19 protein-coding genes are annotated in these 20,722 nt (G+C 57.3%); 14 read left to right on the top strand and 5 right to left on the bottom strand.

Annotated elements, in window-relative coordinates; genetic code table 11:
• The first annotated feature begins 180 nt into the window (after window positions 1-180).
• The gene (locus BN3659_RS01995) at window positions 181-462 is read left to right on the top strand and encodes a hypothetical protein (protein ID WP_091534150.1); all 282 of its coding nucleotides are present in this window, start codon (window positions 181-183) and stop codon (window positions 460-462) included.
• A 69-nt stretch (window positions 463-531) separates the two neighbouring features.
• Here BN3659_RS01995 and BN3659_RS01990 read toward each other — a convergent pair whose 3' ends face one another.
• On the bottom strand, window positions 532-1,302 hold the full coding sequence (locus BN3659_RS01990) for a metal ABC transporter ATP-binding protein (protein WP_091534148.1): 771 nt from the start codon (window positions 1,300-1,302) through the stop codon (window positions 532-534).
• Window positions 1,299-2,138 (bottom strand): metal ABC transporter solute-binding protein, Zn/Mn family, encoded by an 840-nt coding sequence (locus tag BN3659_RS01985; RefSeq protein ID WP_091534147.1) that lies wholly within the window; start codon window positions 2,136-2,138, stop codon window positions 1,299-1,301. The genes BN3659_RS01990 and BN3659_RS01985 overlap by 4 nt, the downstream gene beginning before the upstream one ends.
• A 668-nt stretch (window positions 2,139-2,806) precedes the next feature.
• Between BN3659_RS01985 and BN3659_RS01980 the strand changes: the two genes are divergently transcribed.
• The 9 genes from BN3659_RS01980 (at window position 2,807) to BN3659_RS01935 (ending at window position 11,357) form a co-directional block, all read left to right on the top strand.
• Window positions 2,807-3,019 carry a hypothetical protein gene (locus BN3659_RS01980; protein WP_091534145.1) on the top strand — a complete coding sequence of 71 codons (213 nt, stop codon included), beginning with the start codon at window positions 2,807-2,809 and terminating at the stop codon, window positions 3,017-3,019.
• A gap of 82 nt (window positions 3,020-3,101) precedes the next feature.
• Entirely contained in the window at window positions 3,102-3,563 is a 462-nt protein-coding gene (gene bcp / locus BN3659_RS01975) for a thioredoxin-dependent thiol peroxidase (protein ID WP_091534144.1), read from the top strand.
• A gap of 7 nt (window positions 3,564-3,570) precedes the next feature.
• Window positions 3,571-3,966: a hypothetical protein gene (locus BN3659_RS01970; protein ID WP_141682449.1), complete on the top strand. Its 396-nt coding sequence runs from the start codon at window positions 3,571-3,573 to the stop codon at window positions 3,964-3,966.
• A gap of 325 nt (window positions 3,967-4,291) precedes the next feature.
• Window positions 4,292-5,305, top strand: a complete 1,014-nt coding sequence (recA, locus tag BN3659_RS01965) for a recombinase RecA (RefSeq protein WP_091534140.1) — start codon at window positions 4,292-4,294, stop codon at window positions 5,303-5,305.
• 11 nt (window positions 5,306-5,316) lie between these two features.
• Window positions 5,317-7,539, top strand: a complete 2,223-nt coding sequence (locus tag BN3659_RS01960) for a RelA/SpoT family protein (protein WP_091534139.1) — start codon at window positions 5,317-5,319, stop codon at window positions 7,537-7,539.
• A gap of 490 nt (window positions 7,540-8,029) precedes the next feature.
• The gene (locus BN3659_RS01950) at window positions 8,030-9,262 is read left to right on the top strand and encodes a TlpA disulfide reductase family protein (RefSeq protein ID WP_091534135.1); all 1,233 of its coding nucleotides are present in this window, start codon (window positions 8,030-8,032) and stop codon (window positions 9,260-9,262) included.
• Window positions 9,263-9,282: 20 nt separating this feature from the next.
• The gene (locus BN3659_RS01945) at window positions 9,283-9,819 is read left to right on the top strand and encodes a hypothetical protein (RefSeq protein ID WP_091534134.1); all 537 of its coding nucleotides are present in this window, start codon (window positions 9,283-9,285) and stop codon (window positions 9,817-9,819) included.
• 23 nt (window positions 9,820-9,842) lie between these two features.
• Complete coding sequence (locus BN3659_RS01940; protein ID WP_091534132.1) at window positions 9,843-10,229, top strand: HIT family protein; 387 nt, start codon at window positions 9,843-9,845, stop codon at window positions 10,227-10,229.
• A 660-nt stretch (window positions 10,230-10,889) separates the two neighbouring features.
• On the top strand, window positions 10,890-11,357 hold the full coding sequence (locus BN3659_RS01935; RefSeq protein WP_091534130.1) for a helix-turn-helix domain-containing protein: 468 nt from the start codon (window positions 10,890-10,892) through the stop codon (window positions 11,355-11,357).
• Window positions 11,358-11,759: 402 nt separating this feature from the next.
• On the opposite strand, the gene BN3659_RS12725 is transcribed toward BN3659_RS01935, so the two are convergent.
• From BN3659_RS12725 to dnaA, 3 genes are all read right to left on the bottom strand, one after another.
• Complete coding sequence (locus tag BN3659_RS12725) at window positions 11,760-12,086, bottom strand: hypothetical protein (RefSeq protein WP_141682448.1); 327 nt, start codon at window positions 12,084-12,086, stop codon at window positions 11,760-11,762.
• Between the two features lie 810 nt (window positions 12,087-12,896).
• A complete protein-coding gene (locus tag BN3659_RS01930; protein WP_091534307.1) occupies window positions 12,897-13,799 on the bottom strand; it encodes a helix-turn-helix transcriptional regulator in 903 nt (300 codons plus the stop codon).
• Window positions 13,800-14,106: 307 nt separating this feature from the next.
• Window positions 14,107-15,519 (bottom strand): chromosomal replication initiator protein DnaA, encoded by a 1,413-nt coding sequence (gene dnaA, locus BN3659_RS01925; protein ID WP_091534128.1) that lies wholly within the window; start codon window positions 15,517-15,519, stop codon window positions 14,107-14,109.
• 226 nt (window positions 15,520-15,745) lie between these two features.
• Between dnaA and BN3659_RS01920 the strand changes: the two genes are divergently transcribed.
• From BN3659_RS01920 to BN3659_RS01905, 4 genes are all read left to right on the top strand, one after another.
• Complete coding sequence (locus tag BN3659_RS01920; protein WP_091534126.1) at window positions 15,746-17,488, top strand: phospho-sugar mutase; 1,743 nt, start codon at window positions 15,746-15,748, stop codon at window positions 17,486-17,488.
• 758 nt (window positions 17,489-18,246) lie between these two features.
• A complete protein-coding gene (locus tag BN3659_RS01915) occupies window positions 18,247-18,786 on the top strand; it encodes a UpxY family transcription antiterminator (RefSeq protein ID WP_091534305.1) in 540 nt (179 codons plus the stop codon).
• 9 nt (window positions 18,787-18,795) lie between these two features.
• Window positions 18,796-19,257 (top strand): UpxZ family transcription anti-terminator antagonist, encoded by a 462-nt coding sequence (locus BN3659_RS01910; protein ID WP_091534125.1) that lies wholly within the window; start codon window positions 18,796-18,798, stop codon window positions 19,255-19,257.
• Window positions 19,258-19,268: 11 nt separating this feature from the next.
• Window positions 19,269-20,702 carry a lipopolysaccharide biosynthesis protein gene (locus BN3659_RS01905; RefSeq protein WP_091534123.1) on the top strand — a complete coding sequence of 478 codons (1,434 nt, stop codon included), beginning with the start codon at window positions 19,269-19,271 and terminating at the stop codon, window positions 20,700-20,702.
• Window positions 20,703-20,722 lie beyond the last annotated feature (20 nt).

The raw sequence follows: 20,722 nt of genomic DNA, 5'->3' as shown, positions 1-20,722 counted from the left end.
CCCTTTTCTTGCGTTGAGTGCGGTTCTTTTTTCGGGATGCGGCCGGCGGTGCTCGATTGCAGGTGCGGGGCCTGCGGGCGGGCTGCGCACCGATGCACCGCAGAAAAAGAGGGGGTCTGCTGTTCGATAATCGGAAACTTTTGCTACCTTTGCCGCAGGAATAATTTATTACTCTACGATATGGCGAATTTAAGAGATTTGAAAAAGGAGATCGACTACCGTCTGGAAGAGGTGGTATTCGACTGCGATATGGCGATGTGCTTCCAGCCTTCGAAGGAGAAGGAGATTTTCGAGGTGATGCAGGAGGCCGTTGCCGTGCGCAACGCGCTTTTCGCAAAGGCGAACAACCCTGCCGAGCCTCATAACCGCTCGCTCGTGCGCAAGCATTATGCCGCACTGCGCTGCGAGATGGCGGAAGCGTACGACAAGCTGTTCGAGAAGTTGAGCGGGATCAACAAGTAGAAGCGAAATATACGGCTGCATGCGGCGCAAATCCTCTTTCCTCGCGGGGAGAGGTCTGCGCCGCAACTGTTATTCGTGTTTGTGGCAGCAGGTGTGGTTTTGCAGCACCGTGTGGGGTAGGTCTCCGTGCGCGATGAGCTGAATCGGACAGTCGTACTCGCGGAGCTGCTCTTCGGTGATGATGTTCGAGTCGTGGCGATGGATGTGGCGGTTGACGCATACGACGCTCTTCACGACGCTCGACAGGGTCCCCACGTCGTGCGAGACCATCACGATCGCCATGCGTTCGTTCAGCGTGCACAGCATGCGGTAAAGTTCGTTTTCGAATTTGTTGTCGACGAAATTCGCCGGTTCGTCGAGGATCAGCAGCCGTGGATCGGAGATGATCGCGCGGCACAGGAGAGCCCGCTGCATCTGACCGCCCGAGACCTCCGCGACGCCCTTGCGCGCCGCTTCGCCGATGCCGGCCGCGGCCAGCAGTTCCGCCGCCTTTCGTTTGTCGTTTTTCGTGTAGCGCCCGAAAAGACCCTTCCGCCCCTGAAGGCCGGAAAGCACGACCTCTTCGATCGAGATCGGAAACGAGCGGTCGAACTCGGTGATTTGAGGCATGTAGCCGATTAGCCGCTCCCGGCCCCGGAAGAGCCGGGGCGAGAAAACGATCTCCCCGCTGTGAGGGACGAGGCCCAGAATGGCCCGTATGAGGGTGGTTTTTCCTCCGCCGTTGGGGCCGATTACACCCAGAAAATCGTCGGGATAGATGTCGAGGTCGGCGTTTTGCAGGGCTTCGCAGCCGTCGTAGTCGACGGCTACGCTGCGCAGAGAGACGAGGGGCGGGTTCATGGTGCGGTGATCAGATCGGTTATTTCCGTGATATTCTCGAATATGTCCTCTCTCAGCGGGTTGATGCCGACGGACTTTCCGCCGATGTCGCGGCTGATGATTTCGACTGCCGAAGCAGGAAACTGCACTTGATAGAAGATGCGTTTTATCCCTTCGGCACGGGCGCGGGCGATCAGGCGGGAGAGCCGTTTGGCCGACGGCTCCTTGCCCTCGTCTTCGACGGCGATCTGTTCGAGGCCGTAGGCGCGGGCGTAGTAGGTGAGGGCAGGGTGGTGGACGATGAAGCTGCGGACGCCGCTTTGCGAGACTTTTGCCGCGACCCGTGCATCCAGACGTTCCAGCTCGTTACGCAGGATTTCGTAGTTGGCCGCATATTTCGTCGAGTCGGGATATGCGAGGCGAAGGGCCCTGTAGGCATTCGCTGCCATCGTTTTCAGTTCGCGCGGCGAGGTCCAGACGTGCGGATCGACGCCGTGGGTTCGGCCGTCGTGGGCGCAGTCGCCCGCGATGGGGACGATGCCGCGGCTGAGAGCGACGATTTTCGCCGTATCGGCCGTTTTCGACAGGAGCGACCGTTCGAAGTCGAGCAGTCCGACGCCGAATATCAGGCGGGCATCGTTCAGCCCGTTGAGTTGCTTCGGCGTGGGTTCGAACGTTTCGGGGCTCGCACCGGCCGGTACGAGCACGTCGATCCGGAAGTCGTCGCCAACGATCCCCTCCACGATCGGCCGCAGGGGCAGGATCGAGACGGCTAAGGCCGGCTTACGCGATTCGTGTCGCGTAGAACAGCTCGCTATGCAGAGCGTCGCAAGAAACAGCGTGATGATTTTTTTCATATTTCGTGCGCCGGCGGCCGTGTTTCCGGCGTTCGCGGCATATTTACGGTTAACAGCGGACAAAGATAGTGAAAGACGGCCGTAAATCGCACGATCCCCGCATGAAAAGATGCCGAGGCCTCTTGACGTACATATTCGCCCGATCGGACGGCGGAAATTCCGACGGGCGATGCCGCCGGCCGGCTCGCCCCCTCCCGTATGTCGGGCCGAAGCGGAGGCCGCCGTCTTCGTACCGGAGGACGGAAGGACGACAGCGCCGGCCACGGCGGCAGCCCGCTGAACATCTGCTCCGCCATACATCCCCGAGGTTGCGATTCATCGGGCGTCCGAAGAGGGGCCGTGCAGGCCGGGCGCGATCGCTGCACCTCCGACCCGTCCGTCGCAGCGCTATAGAAATAGAAGACGCACCTTTCCGAGGCGGCGAAATCCCCTTTGGCAGACAGGGGATTTCGCTGTCGTCCGTGCGGCAAACGTCCGCTGTTTCCGTTCGTTCGCGCACGGCGGGGCAGTCTGTTGCCGACGATCCGGAACCGAACGGCACGCACGGCACGAAATGGAACAGATCGTGCGGAACGCGCCCTGCGAAACAAATATTTCGTTCTGTGTCATAAGTTGACACTGGGGCGCTGTTCCTTTGCATCGTAGTACGAAACGAAAAAAAACCGATCATGGGAACCGCTTACAAAATCCGCTGCAAACACTGCGGCGCACGATTCGATCATCATGCCGACGCCGGCTACGGTTTCATGCAGCCCTGCGTGGGCTGCTGCGACTATGTCGAGACCGAACTTCCGATCCGCTGTCCGGCCTGCCGGCACAAACTCAACGCCACACAGGAGGAGTTCTACGAGCAGATCGAGGTAACCTACCTGTGGGACTGAACCGAAAAAAGTGCCGCGAACGCACCTCCGGACACGAAATTTTTCGTACCTTTGAGAAGTAAACCACACGAATCGCTACATTATGACGAAATTAGCCGCAGGGGACTGTGCCCCCGATTTCAAATCGACGGACCAAAACGGAAAGACGGTAACGCTCGCCGACCTCTCGGGGCAGCGCACGATCCTCTATTTCTATCCGAAAGACAACACCTCGGGCTGTACGTTCGAAGCCCTCAGTCTGCGCGACGGCAAGGCCGAACTGGCACGGATGGGATTCCGGATCATCGGCGTGAGCCCCGACAGCGAAAAGTCGCACCGCAACTTCTGCGAAAAGAACGAACTCGGCTTCACGCTGCTCGCGGACACCGACCACAGCGTGTGCGAGGCCTACGGCGTCTGGGCCGAGAAGTCGATGTACGGCCGCAAATACATGGGCGTCCTGCGCACGACGTTCATCATCGACGCCGAAGGGCGGATCGAAAAGATATTCGACAAGGTGGACACGAAAAACCACTACCGGCAGATTCTCGATTCATATAAATAGGGTTGTCGTGAACGGTTTGCGGACCATAGCCTGCGTCGGATTCCTCGGCTGCGCCTGTGCGCTGCACGCACAGGAACGGCCCGAGAACCGCCCGATCGAACATCGTATCGCCCCCTCCGCGCTGCAAAGTCCCGTCGGGGCTCCGGTCGGTTATTCGACACGGCAACTGCGCGAGCGGCTCGATCCCGTGAGGCGCGAACGGATGCAGATCCGGCGCTGGCTCGACGACCGCCGATCGGAATCCGTTCTGCACAGGCGGAGCAGCGGCACGAAACGCGATCTGAATCGGGAAAGCGGTTTTTGGAAAGCCACCGTCGGCAACTCTGCGGCAAAGAACTGGAGCCCCTATCCGGACCGTTATCTGGACGCGCGGACGATCAAATTCCCGCTTCCGCGGAAATGACGCGGGCGCCGGCGCCGGATGCGGCGAGGCGGCAGTGGTTTTCGCACCTCCGGCAGGCCGGTTGCGGCCATTTTCTCGGCTGCGGCCGAACGTATGAGGATGCAACGGGAATGCGGGATCGTAGCGCCTCGCGGAACAGGCGCTTCGGAGGAGTGCAGCGCATAAAACAGAAACGACAAAACCGTACTTGCTACGGGAAAACACCGGCCCGAATGGACCCGGGGACAGGAGTGATGACGGATACGACGAACCGCCCCTCCCCTCACGGACAACGCGGGCCGAATGGAACTGAAAACGATTCAAACAAATAATAACGCATAAACCAATGGCAGAAAAAGTACAGGCGAATCCCGACAAGCTCAAAGTGCTGAACGCGGTGATGGAAAAAATAGAGAAGGACTTCGGCAAGGGGTCAATCATGCGCATGAACTCGCAGGAGGTGAACGACGTGCCCGTCATACCGACCGGTTCGATCACCCTCGACATGGCGCTCGGCGTCGGCGGCTATCCCAAAGGCCGCGTGGTCGAAATCTACGGCCCCGAGTCGTCGGGCAAGACGACGCTGGCCATCCACGCCATCGCCGAAGCGCAAAAGGCGGGCGGCATCGCAGCGTTCATCGACGCCGAGCATGCCTTCGACAGCTACTATGCCCAGAAACTCGGGGTGGATGTGGATAACCTCCTCATCTCGCAGCCCGACAACGGCGAGCAGGCGCTCGAAATCGCCGACTCGCTGATCCGGTCGAGCGCCATCGACATCATCGTGATTGACTCCGTGGCGGCCCTGACCCCCAAGGCCGAGATCGAAGGCGAGATGGGCGACGCGAAAATGGGCTTGCAAGCACGCCTGATGTCGCAAGCGCTGCGCAAGCTCACGGCCAGCATCTCGAAAACGAAGACGGTCTGCATCTTCATCAACCAGCTCCGCGACAAGATCGGCGTCGTCTACGGCAACCCCGAGACCACGACGGGCGGCAACGCCCTGAAGTTCTATGCCAGCGTGCGGATCGACATCCGCCGCGTCTCGGTCATCAAGGACGGCGAAGAGCAGCTCGGCACGCGCACGAAGGTCAAGGTCGTGAAAAACAAGGTGGCGCCTCCGTTCAAACGCGCCGAGTTCGACATCATGTTCGGCGAGGGCATCTCGAAGATCGGCGAGATCATCGACCTCGGCGTGGATTACGGCGTCATCAGGAAAGCCGGTTCGTGGTTCTCCTACGGCGAACGCAAGATCGGTCAGGGGCGCGACGCGGTGAAAGAGCTGCTGAAAAACGACGCGGCTCTCAGCGCCGAGATCGAGGAGAAGGTGCGCGAGGCGATGAAAACGAAAAAAGAATAAAAGCCTATGGTATGGATTATACTGCGGAGGACGAAAAACTGATCAAGGAAAAGTGGGACGACCTGCTCTACTCGTGTACCAAGATCTGTAAGAACGACGAGGACTGGAACTTCATCAAACGTGCGTTCTTCCTTGCGAAAGAGGCTCATCAGGGGGTAAGGCGCCGTTCGGGCGAACCTTACCTGCTGCATCCGATCGCCGTGGCCAAGATCGTGATCGAGGAGATCGGACTGGGCGTGAAGTCGGTCGTAGCTTCGCTGCTGCACGACGTGGTGGAGGACACGGAGTATACCGTGGAGGACATGGAGCGCATCTTCGGTCCCAAGATCGCCTCGATGGTCGACGGGCTGACCAAGATGTCCGGCGTCTTCAACGCCGACACGTCGGAGCAGGCCGAATACTTCCGCAAAGTGCTGTTGACGCTTTCGGACGACGTGCGCGTGATCCTCATCAAGATCGCCGACCGCCTGCACAACATGCGTACGCTGGGGTCGATGCCCATGAACAAGCAGATCAAGATCACGAGCGAAACGATCTACCTCTTCGCGCCGCTGGCCTACCGCCTCGGGCTCTACTCGATCAAGAGCGAACTGGAGGACCTCTGCATGAAATACCGCTTTCCGAAGCAATACGAGGAGATCACCCGCAAGCTGAACGAAACGGAGGCTTCGCGTCAGGAGTTCATCAACAAGTTCAACGCCCCGATCATCGCCGCGCTCGACCGCGACCATATCAAGTACGAAATATCGGGCCGTGTGAAAAGCATCTATTCGATCTGGTCGAAGATGCAGCGCAAGCAGATTCCCTTCGAGGAGATCTACGACCTGTTCGCCATCCGCATCGTCTTCCAACCGCTTCCGTTCCCTTCGGAAAAGACGCAGTGCTGGCAAATCTACTCTACGATCACCGACATCTATACCCCCAAGCCCGATCGCCTGCGCGACTGGATCTCGATGCCCAAAGCCAACGGCTACGAAGCGCTCCACTCGACGGTGATGGGCCCCGACGGCGTCTGGGTCGAAGTGCAGATCCGCACGCAGCGCATGGAGGACATCGCCGAGCGGGGATTCGCAGCCCACTGGAAGTACAAACACGCCACCATTTCGCAGAACGAAGACGAGTTCGACAAGTGGCTGGCACAGATACGCGACGCACTGAACAGTCCGACGGAGAGTGCTGTCGACTTCTTGGATAACTTCAAGTTGCAGTTGTATACCTCTGAGATCGTAGTGTTTACCCCCAAAGGCGAAGCGCGCAAAATGCCGTTCGGCGCCACGGCGCTCGACTTCGCCTACGAGATTCACTCGAAGATCGGCAACAGCGCCATCGGCGCCAAGATCAACCACAAGATCGAGCCGATCACGGCTCGCATCAACAGCGGCGACCAGATCGAGATCATCACCTCGGATACGGCGCGCCCCAAGCCCGAATGGCTCGACATCATCACCACGAGCAAGGCGAAGCAGGCCATCAAGAGCTTCCTCAAAGGGGAACGGCAGCACAACATCGAACGGGGGCAGCAGACCCTCGAAGAGAAAATGCGCGAATTGAATATTCCGCTCAGCGGCCGCGTGCTCCGCAAGATCATTCCGATCTACGAAAGCAATAACAAGGAGGAGCTGTACAGCAAAATCGGCGCGGGAATCGTCCGCCTCGACGATCTGGAGAAAGTACTGAAAGTCAATTCGAAGAGTAAGATACTGAAATTCTGGACGCTTTTTATTCCGAAAAAAGAGAAGGGCGACGAAGACGAACCGGCGAACGCCGGGGAGATCGCCCCCCGGCCGGGCGCGGAGGGCGATGCCGAACCCCGATTCGTCATCGCGGAATGCTGCAAACCGATCCCGGGCGACAGCGTCGTCGGCTATCGGGATCCGGCTTCGGGCAAAATCATCGTCCACAAATCGACGTGCGACGAGCTGAACCGTCTGGGGGCGCAGTTCGGACGGAACATCGTCAAGGAGGAGATCAAATGGTCGCAGCACAAGGCCATGTCCTATCTGTCGACCGTGCTCATCCGCGGCATCGACCGCATGGGGCTGCTGCTCGATTTGGCGAAGGTCGTTACGGACGATTTCAGCATCAACATGCGCGAAGTGAACATCCAGAGCCACGACGGTATCTTCGAAGGGAATATAAGTCTCTATGTCAAAGACGCGGAAGGTTTGCACGATATTATGGACAAAATCCGGAAAATCAAGGGAATCGAAAGCGTCAAACGCAGTCTGAATTGATATGGAGGATTTTTCGAACATCTTATGGTTGTTGATACTCGTCGGATCGGCGGCGGTATCCATGGCGACGAAGGCCAAAGAGCACAGGCGCAAAACCGCCTCTGCCTCTCCGCCGCAGCCGAAGGCGTCGGAATCGGTCCGACCGGGCAGAGAGGCAGCTGCGAAATTCCGTCCGAACGGCGGAAACAGCTGCAAAATCCCCTCTGCCGACACGAAGGCGGCCGCCGACACGAAGGCCGAGACCGCATCCGCGGATGCGCTATATCGTGGGCCGTTGCACGATTCGTCGGCCGGACAGCCGGAGAGTTGCACCGAGAGCGGTATCTTATCCGGTTGCGACCTGCGCAAAGCGGTCGTCTGGTCCGAGATCCTCAAACCGAAATTCGGTGAGGACTGACCCGTGTCATTCTGCACGACGTGCCCGGTTCTATACGTGCACCGTTACCTATCCACTTGTAAACATTATGACAATCCGATAATAATCACGATCATGAAGTATCCCTATTTCACGTTATTCTGTCTCCTCGGAGTGCTCTGCGGCTGCGGCCCTTCCGACAACCTCCGTATTCGGGCACATTTTATCGACCGCCCCGAACTGAATGAAAAAATGGCCTATCTTTTTGCTGCAAAGGACAATCGGATGAAACTGCTCGATTCCTGCCGGATCGAAGAGGGGGAGTGTCGTTTTTCCGCCTTTATCGACGAATATTACGATGGAGAGATTATCGTCGAACCCGGATACATGTTCATGCTTTTCGCATTGTCTCCGAACGACCGGATCGACATAACGTATCGAAAAGGACGGGGAAGGGTCCCTCTCACCGTGTCCGGCTCCCCCGACATCGCTCTGCAAATACGCATGTCGGAACTCAATCGCCAGCGTATCATACGGAGCAAAATCCTCCAAGACAGTCTGTGGCGGACCTCAGACCCCCGGAAACAGCAGCTTATGCGCGACAGCATCGAATATTACGATGGAGTCTATGTAACCAAAATATTCGGAGACGCGGCTATCGCACAGAACAATCCTTATGTAGCCGCAACGAATCGGTACCTGATGATGAAGATGGGCACCGATTCGGTCTATGCGGCATTCGTTACGGACAGCCTCCGACGGAAGTTTCCTCATTCGGAAGACGTCCGCATGGAATTGGAAAATGATATCGAGAAAATCCGATACAGTACGCACGAAGATACCCTCGCACACAATTTTCGCCGTAAGATAGCAGGGCTGCCGCCTCTCCAGCCTCTTTCGGATCGCCGGATCGCGAAGCCCGCCGAAGGGATCGAAGCCTACAAGACGGGCGACAAGGTGGCCGACTTCGCGCTGCCGGGCCTCGACGGCACCGACGCTTCGCTCGCGCAGTGCAAGGCTCCCTATGTGCTGCTCGACATCTGGGCCACGTGGTGCATGCCCTGCCTCAAAGAGATCCCGCACATCGTCGAAGCAAAACGGAAATACGGCGACCTGCTGGACGTTTACGCCCTCTCGCTGGACTACTACGCCGACACGTGGCGCAACTATATTGCCGAGCACGGCCTCGATGATTTCGTGCACGCTTTGGTTACGAACGACGATCCGCGCAAACCGGAAGTGCTGGCCCGCTTCGGCGCCGTAGCCATCCCGCACAACTTCCTGCTCGATGCCGAGCGGCGGATCGTGGCCGTCGACCTCCGAGGCGACGCCCTCGACCGGAAGATGCGGGAGCTGACCGGCAAATAAAGGCCCGAATCCCACGCCTCATGGAACCCTATATCGAAAATACGGCCCGAACGCTGGAACACTACCTGCACCGCATCGGCATCCGGCTCGACCGGCTGACGCTGCGGGAGTATGTCGACCGCCATCCCATGCGGCACAATCTCCGGTGCGTGAGCGATATGCTGGACCGGTTCGGCATAGACCACATGGCCTGCGGATTGACGTGGGAACAACTGCTCGAAATCGAAACGCCCTGTCTGGTGCAGCTCCGCACGATCGACGACCCGATCGGCGAGATCGTGCGGACTACGCCCGATACGGTCGTACTCCGCACGCCGCAAGGGAAAAAACTCCGCTTTTCGCAAGAACAATTCCAACCTCTGTGGAGGGGGATCGTGCTGGCGGCCGAGAAAACCGACCGGATGCGACAAAGGCGAAGGGCAAGTTACTGCGTGCGCCGGCTGCTGGCAAAGGTTCGAGCCGGAGGCCGCCATAAGCCTCACGCAAGCACTGCCGGAGAGTTGCCGATAACGAACGGGCGCCGTCTGCGTCTTACACAGATCACGAACCATTGCTAACACCCAAAAATAATCGAAACGATATGGCATCAGTATTTTCACGCATCATTGCCGGAGAAATTCCGAGCTACAAAGTGGCGGAGAACGAACGATTCTACGCATTCCTCGACATCCATCCCCTCGCCGAAGGGCATACGCTGGTCGTACCGAAACAGGAGGTGGACTATTTCTACGACCTCGACGACCGGACACTGGGGGAGATGATGGTTTTCGCCAAGCACGTTGCGGACAAGATCCGGCGCGAAACCGGCTGTAAAAAGGTGGCAACCGTCGTTCTGGGGCTTGAGGTGCCCCATGCCCACATTCATTTGATCCCGATGAACAGCGAGGAAGACGTCGATTTCCGACGGGAAAAGCGTTCTTTCACTCCGGAAGAGTTTGCGGAAACAGCCCGTAAACTAAGTCGCTAAAAGGCGGTTTACAAAATTATAAATCCTTGGAATCGAATAGGATGACTTGCACTGCAAGTCATCCTATTCGATTTGTTTTAACATAATATAGCTGCAAAGCGGGATTGTTGAAAATTTTCGTCCGATAGAAATCCGAATAGGTGAAAAACGAATATTTCGGTCTGTTCAGGGTAGGGTGTTTTACAAATGTAAACAGAAGAAATCTTGTAAAATGAAATTTGATGTTACACATGTAATTGCATTCGAGTCTTTATCTCTGTTGATAGTTTAAAGTTGTAAATTCACAATAGGGGAGCGGACAAACCCTCTGCAAGCAGCGATTCGAACGAATTCAATCGTTGAATTATTACCGAATATATCATAGTATATCAGATGATTGAAATAATTACCTAAAGTTTTGATTCGATAGAATATCTTCAAGGGATTCGAAGAATATCGATCGGGTATGCAAACCGTAATATTTTGTTATATATTACTGTTAATCATATTTATATATTCAATTATATCATATAATATATGAGATGAGAATGTGGACCGCTATTTAACAGTATACATGAAGTTACAAATGTAAACAACTTTGATCGCTGTCGATAATTTACAGGTGTGAAATTTGCTTGTTTTACAAAAGAAAAATGTTTATATTTGTAAAAAAATATTCGAATGAAGGAAAAATTGCAGCGATTGATGAAAGATGAAGGTTTGACCTCCAGCCGGCTTGCCGAGATTCTGGAAATCCAACCGTCCGGCATTTCCCATCTGCTATCCGGACGCAACAAACCCGGATTCGATTTGCTGCAAAAAATTTTGCGTCGGTTCCCGCGGATCAATCCCGACTGGCTGCTGCTCGACTCCGATCAAATGTACCGTGCCGAACCTCCTGCAAAAGCACCGGCGACCGGTGTTATGGCGTCCGTCGGCCCACGAGCCTCCGATACGGACGAACCGAATCTGTTCGCAACGGCTCCTCGGTCCGATATTCGGACGGAAGCCGACCGAGAATCCGACCCGCCGGAGCGAGCGAGCGAACAGGCGGCGACTGCAATCGGCCGACAGCTCCGCGGCGACGTGGAGCGAATCGTGTTGTTTTACAGCGACCACACGTTCGACAGTTTCGTGATGAAGAAATAGCCGCCTCCGCGGCCGAACGACAAGCGGAGCGCGGAATGACAAACCGCGCAATCGCAAAATCTGAATATCCGCATCCCGGTGTCGACGCAGCAAATCGGAACCGCTCCCCATGTCCGTGAGCTGCGAATATATCTCCGAAAATGCTTCGTCCTTGTCCCTGTTCCCGGCGGCGAATACCGTGCGAAAATACGGATGCGTAACGAGCCTCTTTTTCGCAGTAAAAAGCACGACCGACAAAATAGCTCTTCCGCAAACGGTCGATTCCTCCGAGGATTGGCAGTCTGCTATACCGTGTGCATGCGCATCGTCCGGAGACGCTGCTGCGAACCGTTGCTGAAGACTGCGGAAGCTCCCCGTCGTATCCGGCGGAGCCTGCGGCCAAGATAGAAAAGGAATCGGCGGCTATCGAATGCCACCGGGGATGAATGGAAACAGCACACGTTTCGGTACGGGAGCGCGACGCTCGGCAGCGAATGATCGGTCGATACGGCGCTTTTTCCCGTCGGCGTCGCAGACCGGCAGCCTAAAGACAAAGCTTGCAACTGATCGGGCTATGATGTGCGACGGGAAGATCGCCGTCGTCTGAATCGGCGCATATCCCGGCGATGTATTTTTTCCTGAAAGACCGCAGCCGATAAACATTTTGCGGAATGGCCGCAGAGAGGAGCCGTTCGACGGATACGACGTATGTATGGCATAACGATGGCGCAGAGTGCAAGAGATCAGCATAATAAATAATGATATAATATTTATATTATGTTAAATAATGTGTCGGAATTCGGAATTATCTCGGAAATATGTCGGAATTTTTTAAGGCTTTCGCAGCGCCCTGTTTTCGCAGAAAGACCGCAACCGCCCGAACGGCTGTCCCGCAAGCAGACGGCGCTTCAAGGAAAAAGCGACGGTACACACTTCCGCCGACATCCGCAAACCGTCTCATGATTCGGGTCCTCCTCCTTTGTTCGTAGAAAATACACGAATACCGAAAACCGGCCGTCCGACCGCGGAGTTGGGAGGTTGCTTTTGGCAGGAAAAATTCATCCTGTGCAAACTTGTCGTCCTATGGGAACCTATCGTCGGTTTATCTTCGATCTGGACGGCACGCTGACCGATTCGATACCGTGCCACCCCTTGCGCGCAACTCGTATTGCGGCATTTCGGTCGCCGTATCGAGATTCTCCCGCCTCTCCGACGGATACTCACCCGCTACGTCTTGCGCGGCTATTTCCATCCCTAATGTCTTCTGCGGGGACGGCAGGTGCGCAACCCCGAAGGTCGGAACCTGTCCGCAGCGCCGAGTGCAAGTTTGCCGGCGCATCCGGTCCGATGTCGAGGACGGTCGGTCTGCGCCGTATCTTTCAGGAGCAACTCGGCGGAGGCGGCCGACGTCTGCGGAGCGGGAATCTGTCGGCCGCAAGCGTTTGCAGCGAGGAGTGAAATTGCGGAGCGCGCAGTCGGCCGGGATATTGGTTTCGCGGCTTATCGTTTCGGCGAACGGCGGGGATGACGGTTTGCCGCGGCCGGGAAAGGGGCGACGGTCTACAGGTGCGGCATATTCGCCGAGAGATAGTCGCGTACGTATTGCCGCAACCCGGAGGATTCGACGATCCGGATGTCGTCCAGAAGCCCCGCCACGAAACGTCCCACTCCGGCATAGCCGGCCACTTCCGTGTCGAGCAGCCACTTGTCGGGTCCGGTTTCGCGGATGTCCCGTTCGGCGAGCGGATACTCCTCGGTGAGCAAATTATAGGCCCGTATGCCCAGTTCGAGCCTCACGCGGTGCCGGTGTTCGCCGTGCATGCGAAAGATGTCGATGTACCCTTCGCGGTGTTCCGGACCGTGCTGCCACGGAACCTCGGTCGTCTCTACCCCACCGATGCGGGATGTTTTGAAGAGCTTGCAGGCATCGTCCTCCGTGTCGTAGCACCACACCTGCACGTAGTTGGTCGTGAAGGCGAAAGGCTCCACCCGGCGGTCGCGCACGGCGTTTCCGTGTGCCGACTGGTAGCTCTTGAGGATGACCTGCCGCCGCTGTTCGATCGCCCCGATCAGCGCATGGATGTTGGGGGCATGGCGTCCGCGGACGACGGTCTGGGCCAGCGTTTTGTTGTCGTAGACCGAGTAGAGCTTGCGTTTGAGGTTTTGTTTGAGCAGATTCGTGTCGTCTATGCTCTCGATCGCCCGCCGCAGAATGACGGCTTCCTCTTCGGTGAAATGTACGAGCTGCGAAATCTCCCGGAAATGAGGCGACTCCTTGTCGAGGCGGATGCAGTCGCCCGATTTCTTGATGACGAAGCCCGCTGCGCGGAAGGTGTCGATATAGCGGTAGACCGTGCGCCGCGACATGGCGAGCCGCTCGGCGAGGTCGTCCACCGTGTAGGTGGTATTGGCCGTGAGCATCTTCATCAGACGCAGCAGTCTTTCGAGTTTGGGTTGGTCCATGCGGTCGAGTGTGCGTTTCGTGCGGCTGTGCGGCAGCCGGCGGATTCGGTGCAAAGGTACGAATTTATTTGCTTTTGCCGGGCGGAAGCGCTCGTGCCGAAGAGGGCGAATAAACCGGGTGCGCAGACGGTTTCATTTGCGTATTATCGGGTGTGAGTATCCGAGACGAAAAAAGGGCTGTCTAACAAGTTTTTTCAACGCTCTGAGAATTGCGTATTCGGAAAAAAGTCTCGAATAGCAGTACGAATGAAAAAAGCTGTCTAAGATTTGTTAGACAGCCCCTTCTCTGTTCGTATCGCGGTATGCCCTATTGGGCCAAGACGAGTTTCTCGATCTCTTCGACCTGACGGCGGAAAGCCTTGTCGGTCTCGATCAGATTCGACACGGCTTTGCACGAATGGAGCACCGTGGCGTGGTTGCGGCCGCCGATGGAGGCGCCGATCGTCGTGAGGGGCGCTTTGGTGTGCTGCTTGGCCAGATACATGGCGATCTGGCGGGCCTGTGCGATTTCACGGGTGCGCTCCGAGGAGTTGAAGCGCGCGAAATCGAGGTTCAGGTATTGGCAGACCACCTCGATGATGCGGTCGATCGTGATCTCTTTCTGGTAAAGTTGCACGTACACCTTCAGAATCTCCTTGGCCAGCGAAATGGTGATCTTCCGGCCGAGGAACGAGGCGTTCGCCACGAGCGACGAGAGAGCCCCCTCGATTTCGCGCACATTGGCCGAAATGTTCTCCGCGAGGAATTCGATCACCTCGTCCGAGATCTGGGCGCCGAGTTTGAGCGACTTCGCACGGATGATCTTGATTTTGGTGTCGTGATCGGGCGTATCGAGCTGCGCCGAAAGGCCCCATTTGAATCGCGTGAGCAGACGCTGCTCGATGTCCTTGAGCTCGACGGGAGGCTTGTCCGACGTGAGGATCAACTGTTTGCCGGCGAGTTGCAGGTGGTTGAAGATGTTGAAGAACGCATTTTGCGTACCGGTTTTTCCCGTCAATTCCTGAATGTCGTCGATAATCAGGACGTCGATCATCTGGTAGAAATGGATGAAATCGGGAATTTCGCCGTTCTTGTAGGCGGTCTGGAACTGCGCCTGAAACTTGTTCATCGAGACGTAGAGCACCTGCAACTCGGGATGGCGCTGCCGCACTTCGTGGCCTACGGACTGGACGATGTGGGTTTTGCCCAGTCCGGAATTGCCGTATATATATAAGGGGTTGAACGGGTTGTTGCCCGGGTTCACCGCCACAGACATCGCCGCCGAACGCGCCAGACGGTTGCATTCGCCCTCGATGAAGGTCCCGAACGTGTAGTTGGGATTGAGCTGCGGATCGATGACGATCTTCTTCAATCCGGGAATGACGAAGGGATTTTTTATATTCGCCGTGTCGGTCCGGGTATTGAACCGCGAGATGGCGGTGTTGTCCGTCTCCCCTGCGACCGGCATGTTTTGTGCGTCGGACTTGGGGACGGCGTAGTGCAGCCGCGTATGCTGTCCGTAGAGCTGCGAGATGATCGGACGCAGGAACGGGATGTAGTTCTTCTCGATCTGGTAGACGTAGCTGGCATTGGGCACGCGCAGGCGCAAAGTCGTTCCGTCGAATTCGAGCGGAACGATGGGCTGGAACCACTTGACGAACTCCTCTTCGGAGGTCTGCGTTTTGATGCGGTCAAGGCAGCTCTGCCACATATCGCTATATGTCTGCGCGTTGTTCAGCATAGTGGGGGTTGTACTCGATTTTGACGAGACAAAGTTGTGCATAAAATTGTAAAAAAATTCCCCGAATCGAGTTGCAAATCTTGTTTTTTTATATATAGAAAAACAAGGCTTTTCGAGGGCGGTTTTTTAACTCGCTGATAGTGAAGATTCGAATTTTTTAGCTATATTTGCGTATAAAATTTTTGACGGAACGAGTTGTATATCTATAAATAAAACTAATAGACTTATGGAAAACGAATTGGAACAATTGGTGCTCCGAAAGGCGCAGACGTGGCTCGACGGTCCTTACGACGAAGATACGAAGAAACAGGTTAAATACCTGATGGAGAATAATATGAATGAACTCGTGGAGAGTTTCTACAAGGATCTCGAATTCGGTACGGGCGGTCTGCGGGGCATCATGGGCGCGGGCAGCAATCGGATGAACGTTTATACGGTGGGCGCTGCCACGCAGGGGCTTGCGAACTACCTGAAGAGGTGTTTCGCCGGGGAGCCGATCCGGGTGGCCGTGGGGCACGACAGCCGCAACAATTCGCGGATGTTCGCCGAGCGCGTGGCCGACATTTTCGCTTCGAACGGTTTCACGGTCTATCTGTTCGACGCGCTGCGTCCGACGCCCGAGCTGAGCTTCGCCATCCGCGAGCTCGAATGCCAGTCCGGCGTAGTCGTAACGGCTTCGCACAATCCGAAGGAATATAACGGATACAAAGCCTATTGGACCGACGGCGCACAGGTTACGGCGCCCCACGACCGCAACATCATCGAGGAGGTGGCGAAGATCACCGACATCCGCATGATCCGCACGGGCGAGCATGCGGAGAACATCCGCCCGCTCGGCGAGGAGTTCGACGAGCGATACCTTAATAAAATACACGAACTCTCGCTTTCGCCCGAGAGCGTCGCACGCCGCCACGACCTGAAGATCGTCTATACGCCGCTCCACGGCGCCGGCGTGCGGCTGGTGCCCGCCTCGCTCCGCAAGTTCGGTTTCACGAACATCACGGTCGTGCCCGAACAGGCCGTCGTCGACGGCGACTTCCCCACGGTCGAATCGCCCAATCCCGAGGAGCGCAAGACGATGTCGATGGCGATCGAACTGGGACGGAAGGTGGAAGCCGATCTGGTGCTGGCGACGGACCCCGATTCGGACCGCATCGGCGTGGCGCTGCGCGACAGGAAAGGCGGATACGTGCTCCTGAACGGCAATCAGACCCTCGTGCTGCTGCTGAGCTATCAGTTGACCCGCTGGTCGGAGCTGGGGCGTCTGGACGGGAAGCAGTATGTCGTGAAAACCATCGTTACGTCGCTCATGGCCAATGCCGTGGCCGGCCGCTTCGGGGTAAAGTGCTTCGAATGCCTGACGGGTTTCAAGTACATCGCCAAGATCATCCGCGAGTTGGAAGGCCGGATGAAATACATCGGCGGCGGCGAGGAGAGCTTCGGCTATCTGGCCGGCGACTACGTGCGCGACAAGGACGGCGTGTCGGCCTGCTCGCTGGCGGCCGAGGCGGCCGCATGGGCGATGGATACGTTGGGCATGACGCTTTTCGAATGGTTGCAGGACCTTTACGTGAAGTACGGTTTCTACCGCGAAGGGCTCGTGTCCGTGGTCCGCAAAGGCAAGGAGGGCGCCGAACAGATCCAGCGGATGATGGTCGATTTCCGCGCCGCGCCCCCCAAGACGATTCTCGGTTCGCCCGTGGTGAAGATCAACGATTTCAAGTCGCTCGAATCGCTCGACGTGAAGACGGGGTGCAAGAGCCCGATCGAGCAGGATGCGAGCAACGTGCTCCAGTGGTTCACCGAAGACGGTACGATCGTGTCGGTCCGCCCGTCGGGTACGGAGCCGAAGATCAAGTTCTATTTCGGCGTGAAGGCCGCTCTGCCCTCCGTGGACGATTACGACCGTGTGTCGGCCGAGCTGGACGGGCGGATCGAAACGATCAAAAAAGAGCTGAAGCTGGAGTAATCCGAAGTCGCAGGAGAAGCGTGTGCGGCGACGGGGGGGGCCGAAGGGCCGGAAGCCGTTCGTCGCCCTCCCCTCTCCCTTTCCGAGGTAAGTCGGCGAGGCTGTCTAACAAGTTTTTTAACCCTCTGAGAATTGCGTATTGGGAAAAGTTCCCGAATAGCAGTACGAAATGGGAAAGGGGTGTCTGAAACTTGTTAGACAGCTTCTTTATTTTATGCTTCGATGCCCTGCCTGCGGGGTGCGGTCGGCTCCCCTACCTTCCCTCCATACGGGAGGCCGATCGTTCCGTTTGCACGGCAATGTCCCGATGCGCCCGTCGGCCGCGTTGCCGGCGGTCCGGTCGGTATGTCTCCGCAGCCGACAGGAGGTGCTTGACGCAGCGGGCGCCGTCGACCGTCGGGCGCGGCGAACCGCATGACCGGGCGCACGCTCCGGAGGCGAAGTAGGATTCCGCCCGGTCCTGCCCGGATACGCGCCGTCGCCGAGCGAATCCCGCGCCCGGCGATTCGCTGCCAGAGGCGGTGCGAATCCTGATTCCGCGCGGTCCGTTTTACGCGAAAGGCATCCGCCCGGTCGTTCGAATCCGGTAAAAAGAGCGTGTCGCATGCTCGGATGATCTTTTTTTGATTATATTTGCACCCGCAAACGGTCTCCCGTATGATTCGGAACCCGTTGCAGATGATCGGTTTGGCCGTGCAGCGATGTCGGTTCCAAACCGCGAAGCGCACCCGGAACGGTGCATTCCCTTCTTCTCCCCGATGAATTTTCCGGTAACTTTTTCCGCTGAGCAGCAGCGTTTTTGGTTTGCTGCGCGGGTCAAACACTGTCAGGAGTTCGCCGTACGCAACGCCTTGCAGAAATTCGGCATCGAATGTTATATCCCGACCCGCCCGGTAATCCGTGAATTGCGCAACCGTCGCATGCAGGTGGAGGTGCCCGTGATCCGCAATCTGATCTTCGTGCACGCGGCCAAAGCCGAGGCATGCGCCGCCGCCAACGACTACGGCATACCGCTCTATTACGTCCGGGACCTCCACACGCGCTCGATGCTCGTGGTGCCCGACAAGCAGATGGAGGATTTCATGCTCGTGATGCGTGTGATGCAGCAGCAGGTCGCTATCGGCGAGTGTCCGCTCGCCGTGGGTTGCAAGGTATTGGTCGTCAAAGGGGAGCTTTGCGGCGTGGAGGGCGAGCTGGTCGGTGAGGGAAACCGTACCCATGTGCGGATCCGTATCCCGCAGATTTTGTCGGCCACGGTGCGCATTCCGCGCAGTTACTTGAGAGTCAGGAAGGAATAGAGGCTAACTATGGATAAGTGTAAAGAATTGTACGATGCGGCCCACCGGTTGCTGTACCCGGATTTTTCGCAGGCGTATTTCGACGACGATCTGACCGCTCTGCAACGGCGCGTGTCCGAACTGTCCGACGAGTTGATCGTCCGGCGCGGTTCGACGCCGGAGACGGAAGGTGCGTTGTGCCTTGCCCTGCTGATGGGCTGTTGCGCATCGGTCTGCGACGACGGTGCCGAAACATGCCGGAAACAGGCGGTGCTCGACCGTATCGAACGGGTGCTGCCGAAGCTGCCGGCTTCGCTGCTCAAGTGCCGGCTGCTGACCTTCGCCTACGGCGAGGTGTTCGACGAAAGGCTGGCCGCAGAGGCGCTGTCCGTCTTCCGCAGTTGGGAGGGGCGCCCCCTCTCCGCCGAGGAGACCGAAATCCGGGAAACGCTGTGTGAACTCATGCAGTATCCCGTTTGCGAAAAGATCTGACCCTCCGGTAGATACCTATGTCGCTCAAACAGCAAACTGTCCGCGGCACGATCTGGAGCGGAGTCGAGCGTTTTTCGGTGCAGGGAATCCAATTCCTGATCCTCGTGGTCATGGCACGCATCCTGACACCGACCGACTACGGCATGGTTGGTATGCTGGCGATTTTTCTGGCGATCTCGCAGTCGCTCGTGGACAGCGGTTTCTCGTCGGCGCTCATCCGGAAGACCGACCGCACGCAGACGGACTACTCCACGGTTTTCTATTTCAACATTGCGGTCGGTATTCTGCTTTACTTGGCGATGTTCGCCGCGGCACCCGCCATCGCATGGTTCTACCGCCAGCCCCAGCTTACGGAGGTTACGCGGGTCGTCGCCCTGACGCTGTTTCTCAATTCACTGGCGGTCGTGCCGCGGGCCATTCTGTGTGTGCGGATCGACTTCCGCACGCAGGCCAAAGCCTCGATACTTGCGACGGTCGTCTCCGGCACGGCCGGCATCGCCGCCGCCTATGCCGGCTGGGGCGTGTGGGCCATCGTACTTTACAATGTCTCCAACGTCGGTCTCAATACGGTGCTGCTGTGGCTGTTCGTGCGCTGGCGTCCGCTGAGGGTCTTTTCCGGCGCCTCGTTCCGACAGCTGTTCGCATTCGGTTCCAAACTGATGGTCTCCGGACTGATCGACACCGTTTATAAAAATATCTATACGCTCGTGATCGGCAAACGCTTCGCCGCTGCGGAGCTCGGTTACTATACGAGGGCCGACCAATTCGCACAGTTTCCGAGCGCCAACCTCACGGGCATCATGCAGCGCGTAACTTTTCCCGTGCTGAGTACGATCCAACAGGAGGACGACCGGCTGCGCACGATCTATCGCAAATTCCTGCGGCTGTCGGCATTCGTCGTATTTCCGCTGATGATCGGGTTGTCCGTACTCGCCGAACCGGTGGTCGCCGTGCTGCTCAACGATTCGTGGTTGCCTGCGGCCGGGCTGCTCAGCATCCTGTGTCTGAGCTGCATGTGGTATCCGATCCATGCGATCAACCTCAATCTGTTGCAGGTCAAGGGACGTTCCGATCTGTTCCTGCGCCTCGAAATCATCAAGAAGGCGATCGGAATCTGCATCCTGTGCGTAACGATCCCTCTGGGGGTGAAAGCGATGTGCTGGGGGTCGGTCGTCTCCTCCTACGTGGGTTTGTTCATCAACACGTACTACACCGGAAAGCTGATCGGCATGGGGTTTCTCAGGCAGATGCGCGATCTGCTGCCGACGCTCGGTCAGGTGGCCGTCATGGGCGCGGCCGTCTGCGGCATCGCGCGGTGCTTCGATTCGGACGCGGCGAAACTGTTCGCCGGGACGCTCGGCGGGGCCTTCGTTTACGGCCTGACGGCATTTCTGACCGGGTCGGACGACCTGAAGGAGCTGTGGCTGCTGTTCCGCCGCAAATAAGAATCCGGCAGCCGGACCGG

This window comes from Alistipes sp. CHKCI003, assembly GCF_900021155.1.
GTDB lineage: Bacteria > Bacteroidota > Bacteroidia > Bacteroidales > Rikenellaceae > Alistipes > Alistipes excrementavium.
The sequence above is the reverse complement of the archived record's forward strand: the minus strand, read 5'-3'. Positions and strand labels throughout refer to the sequence as shown.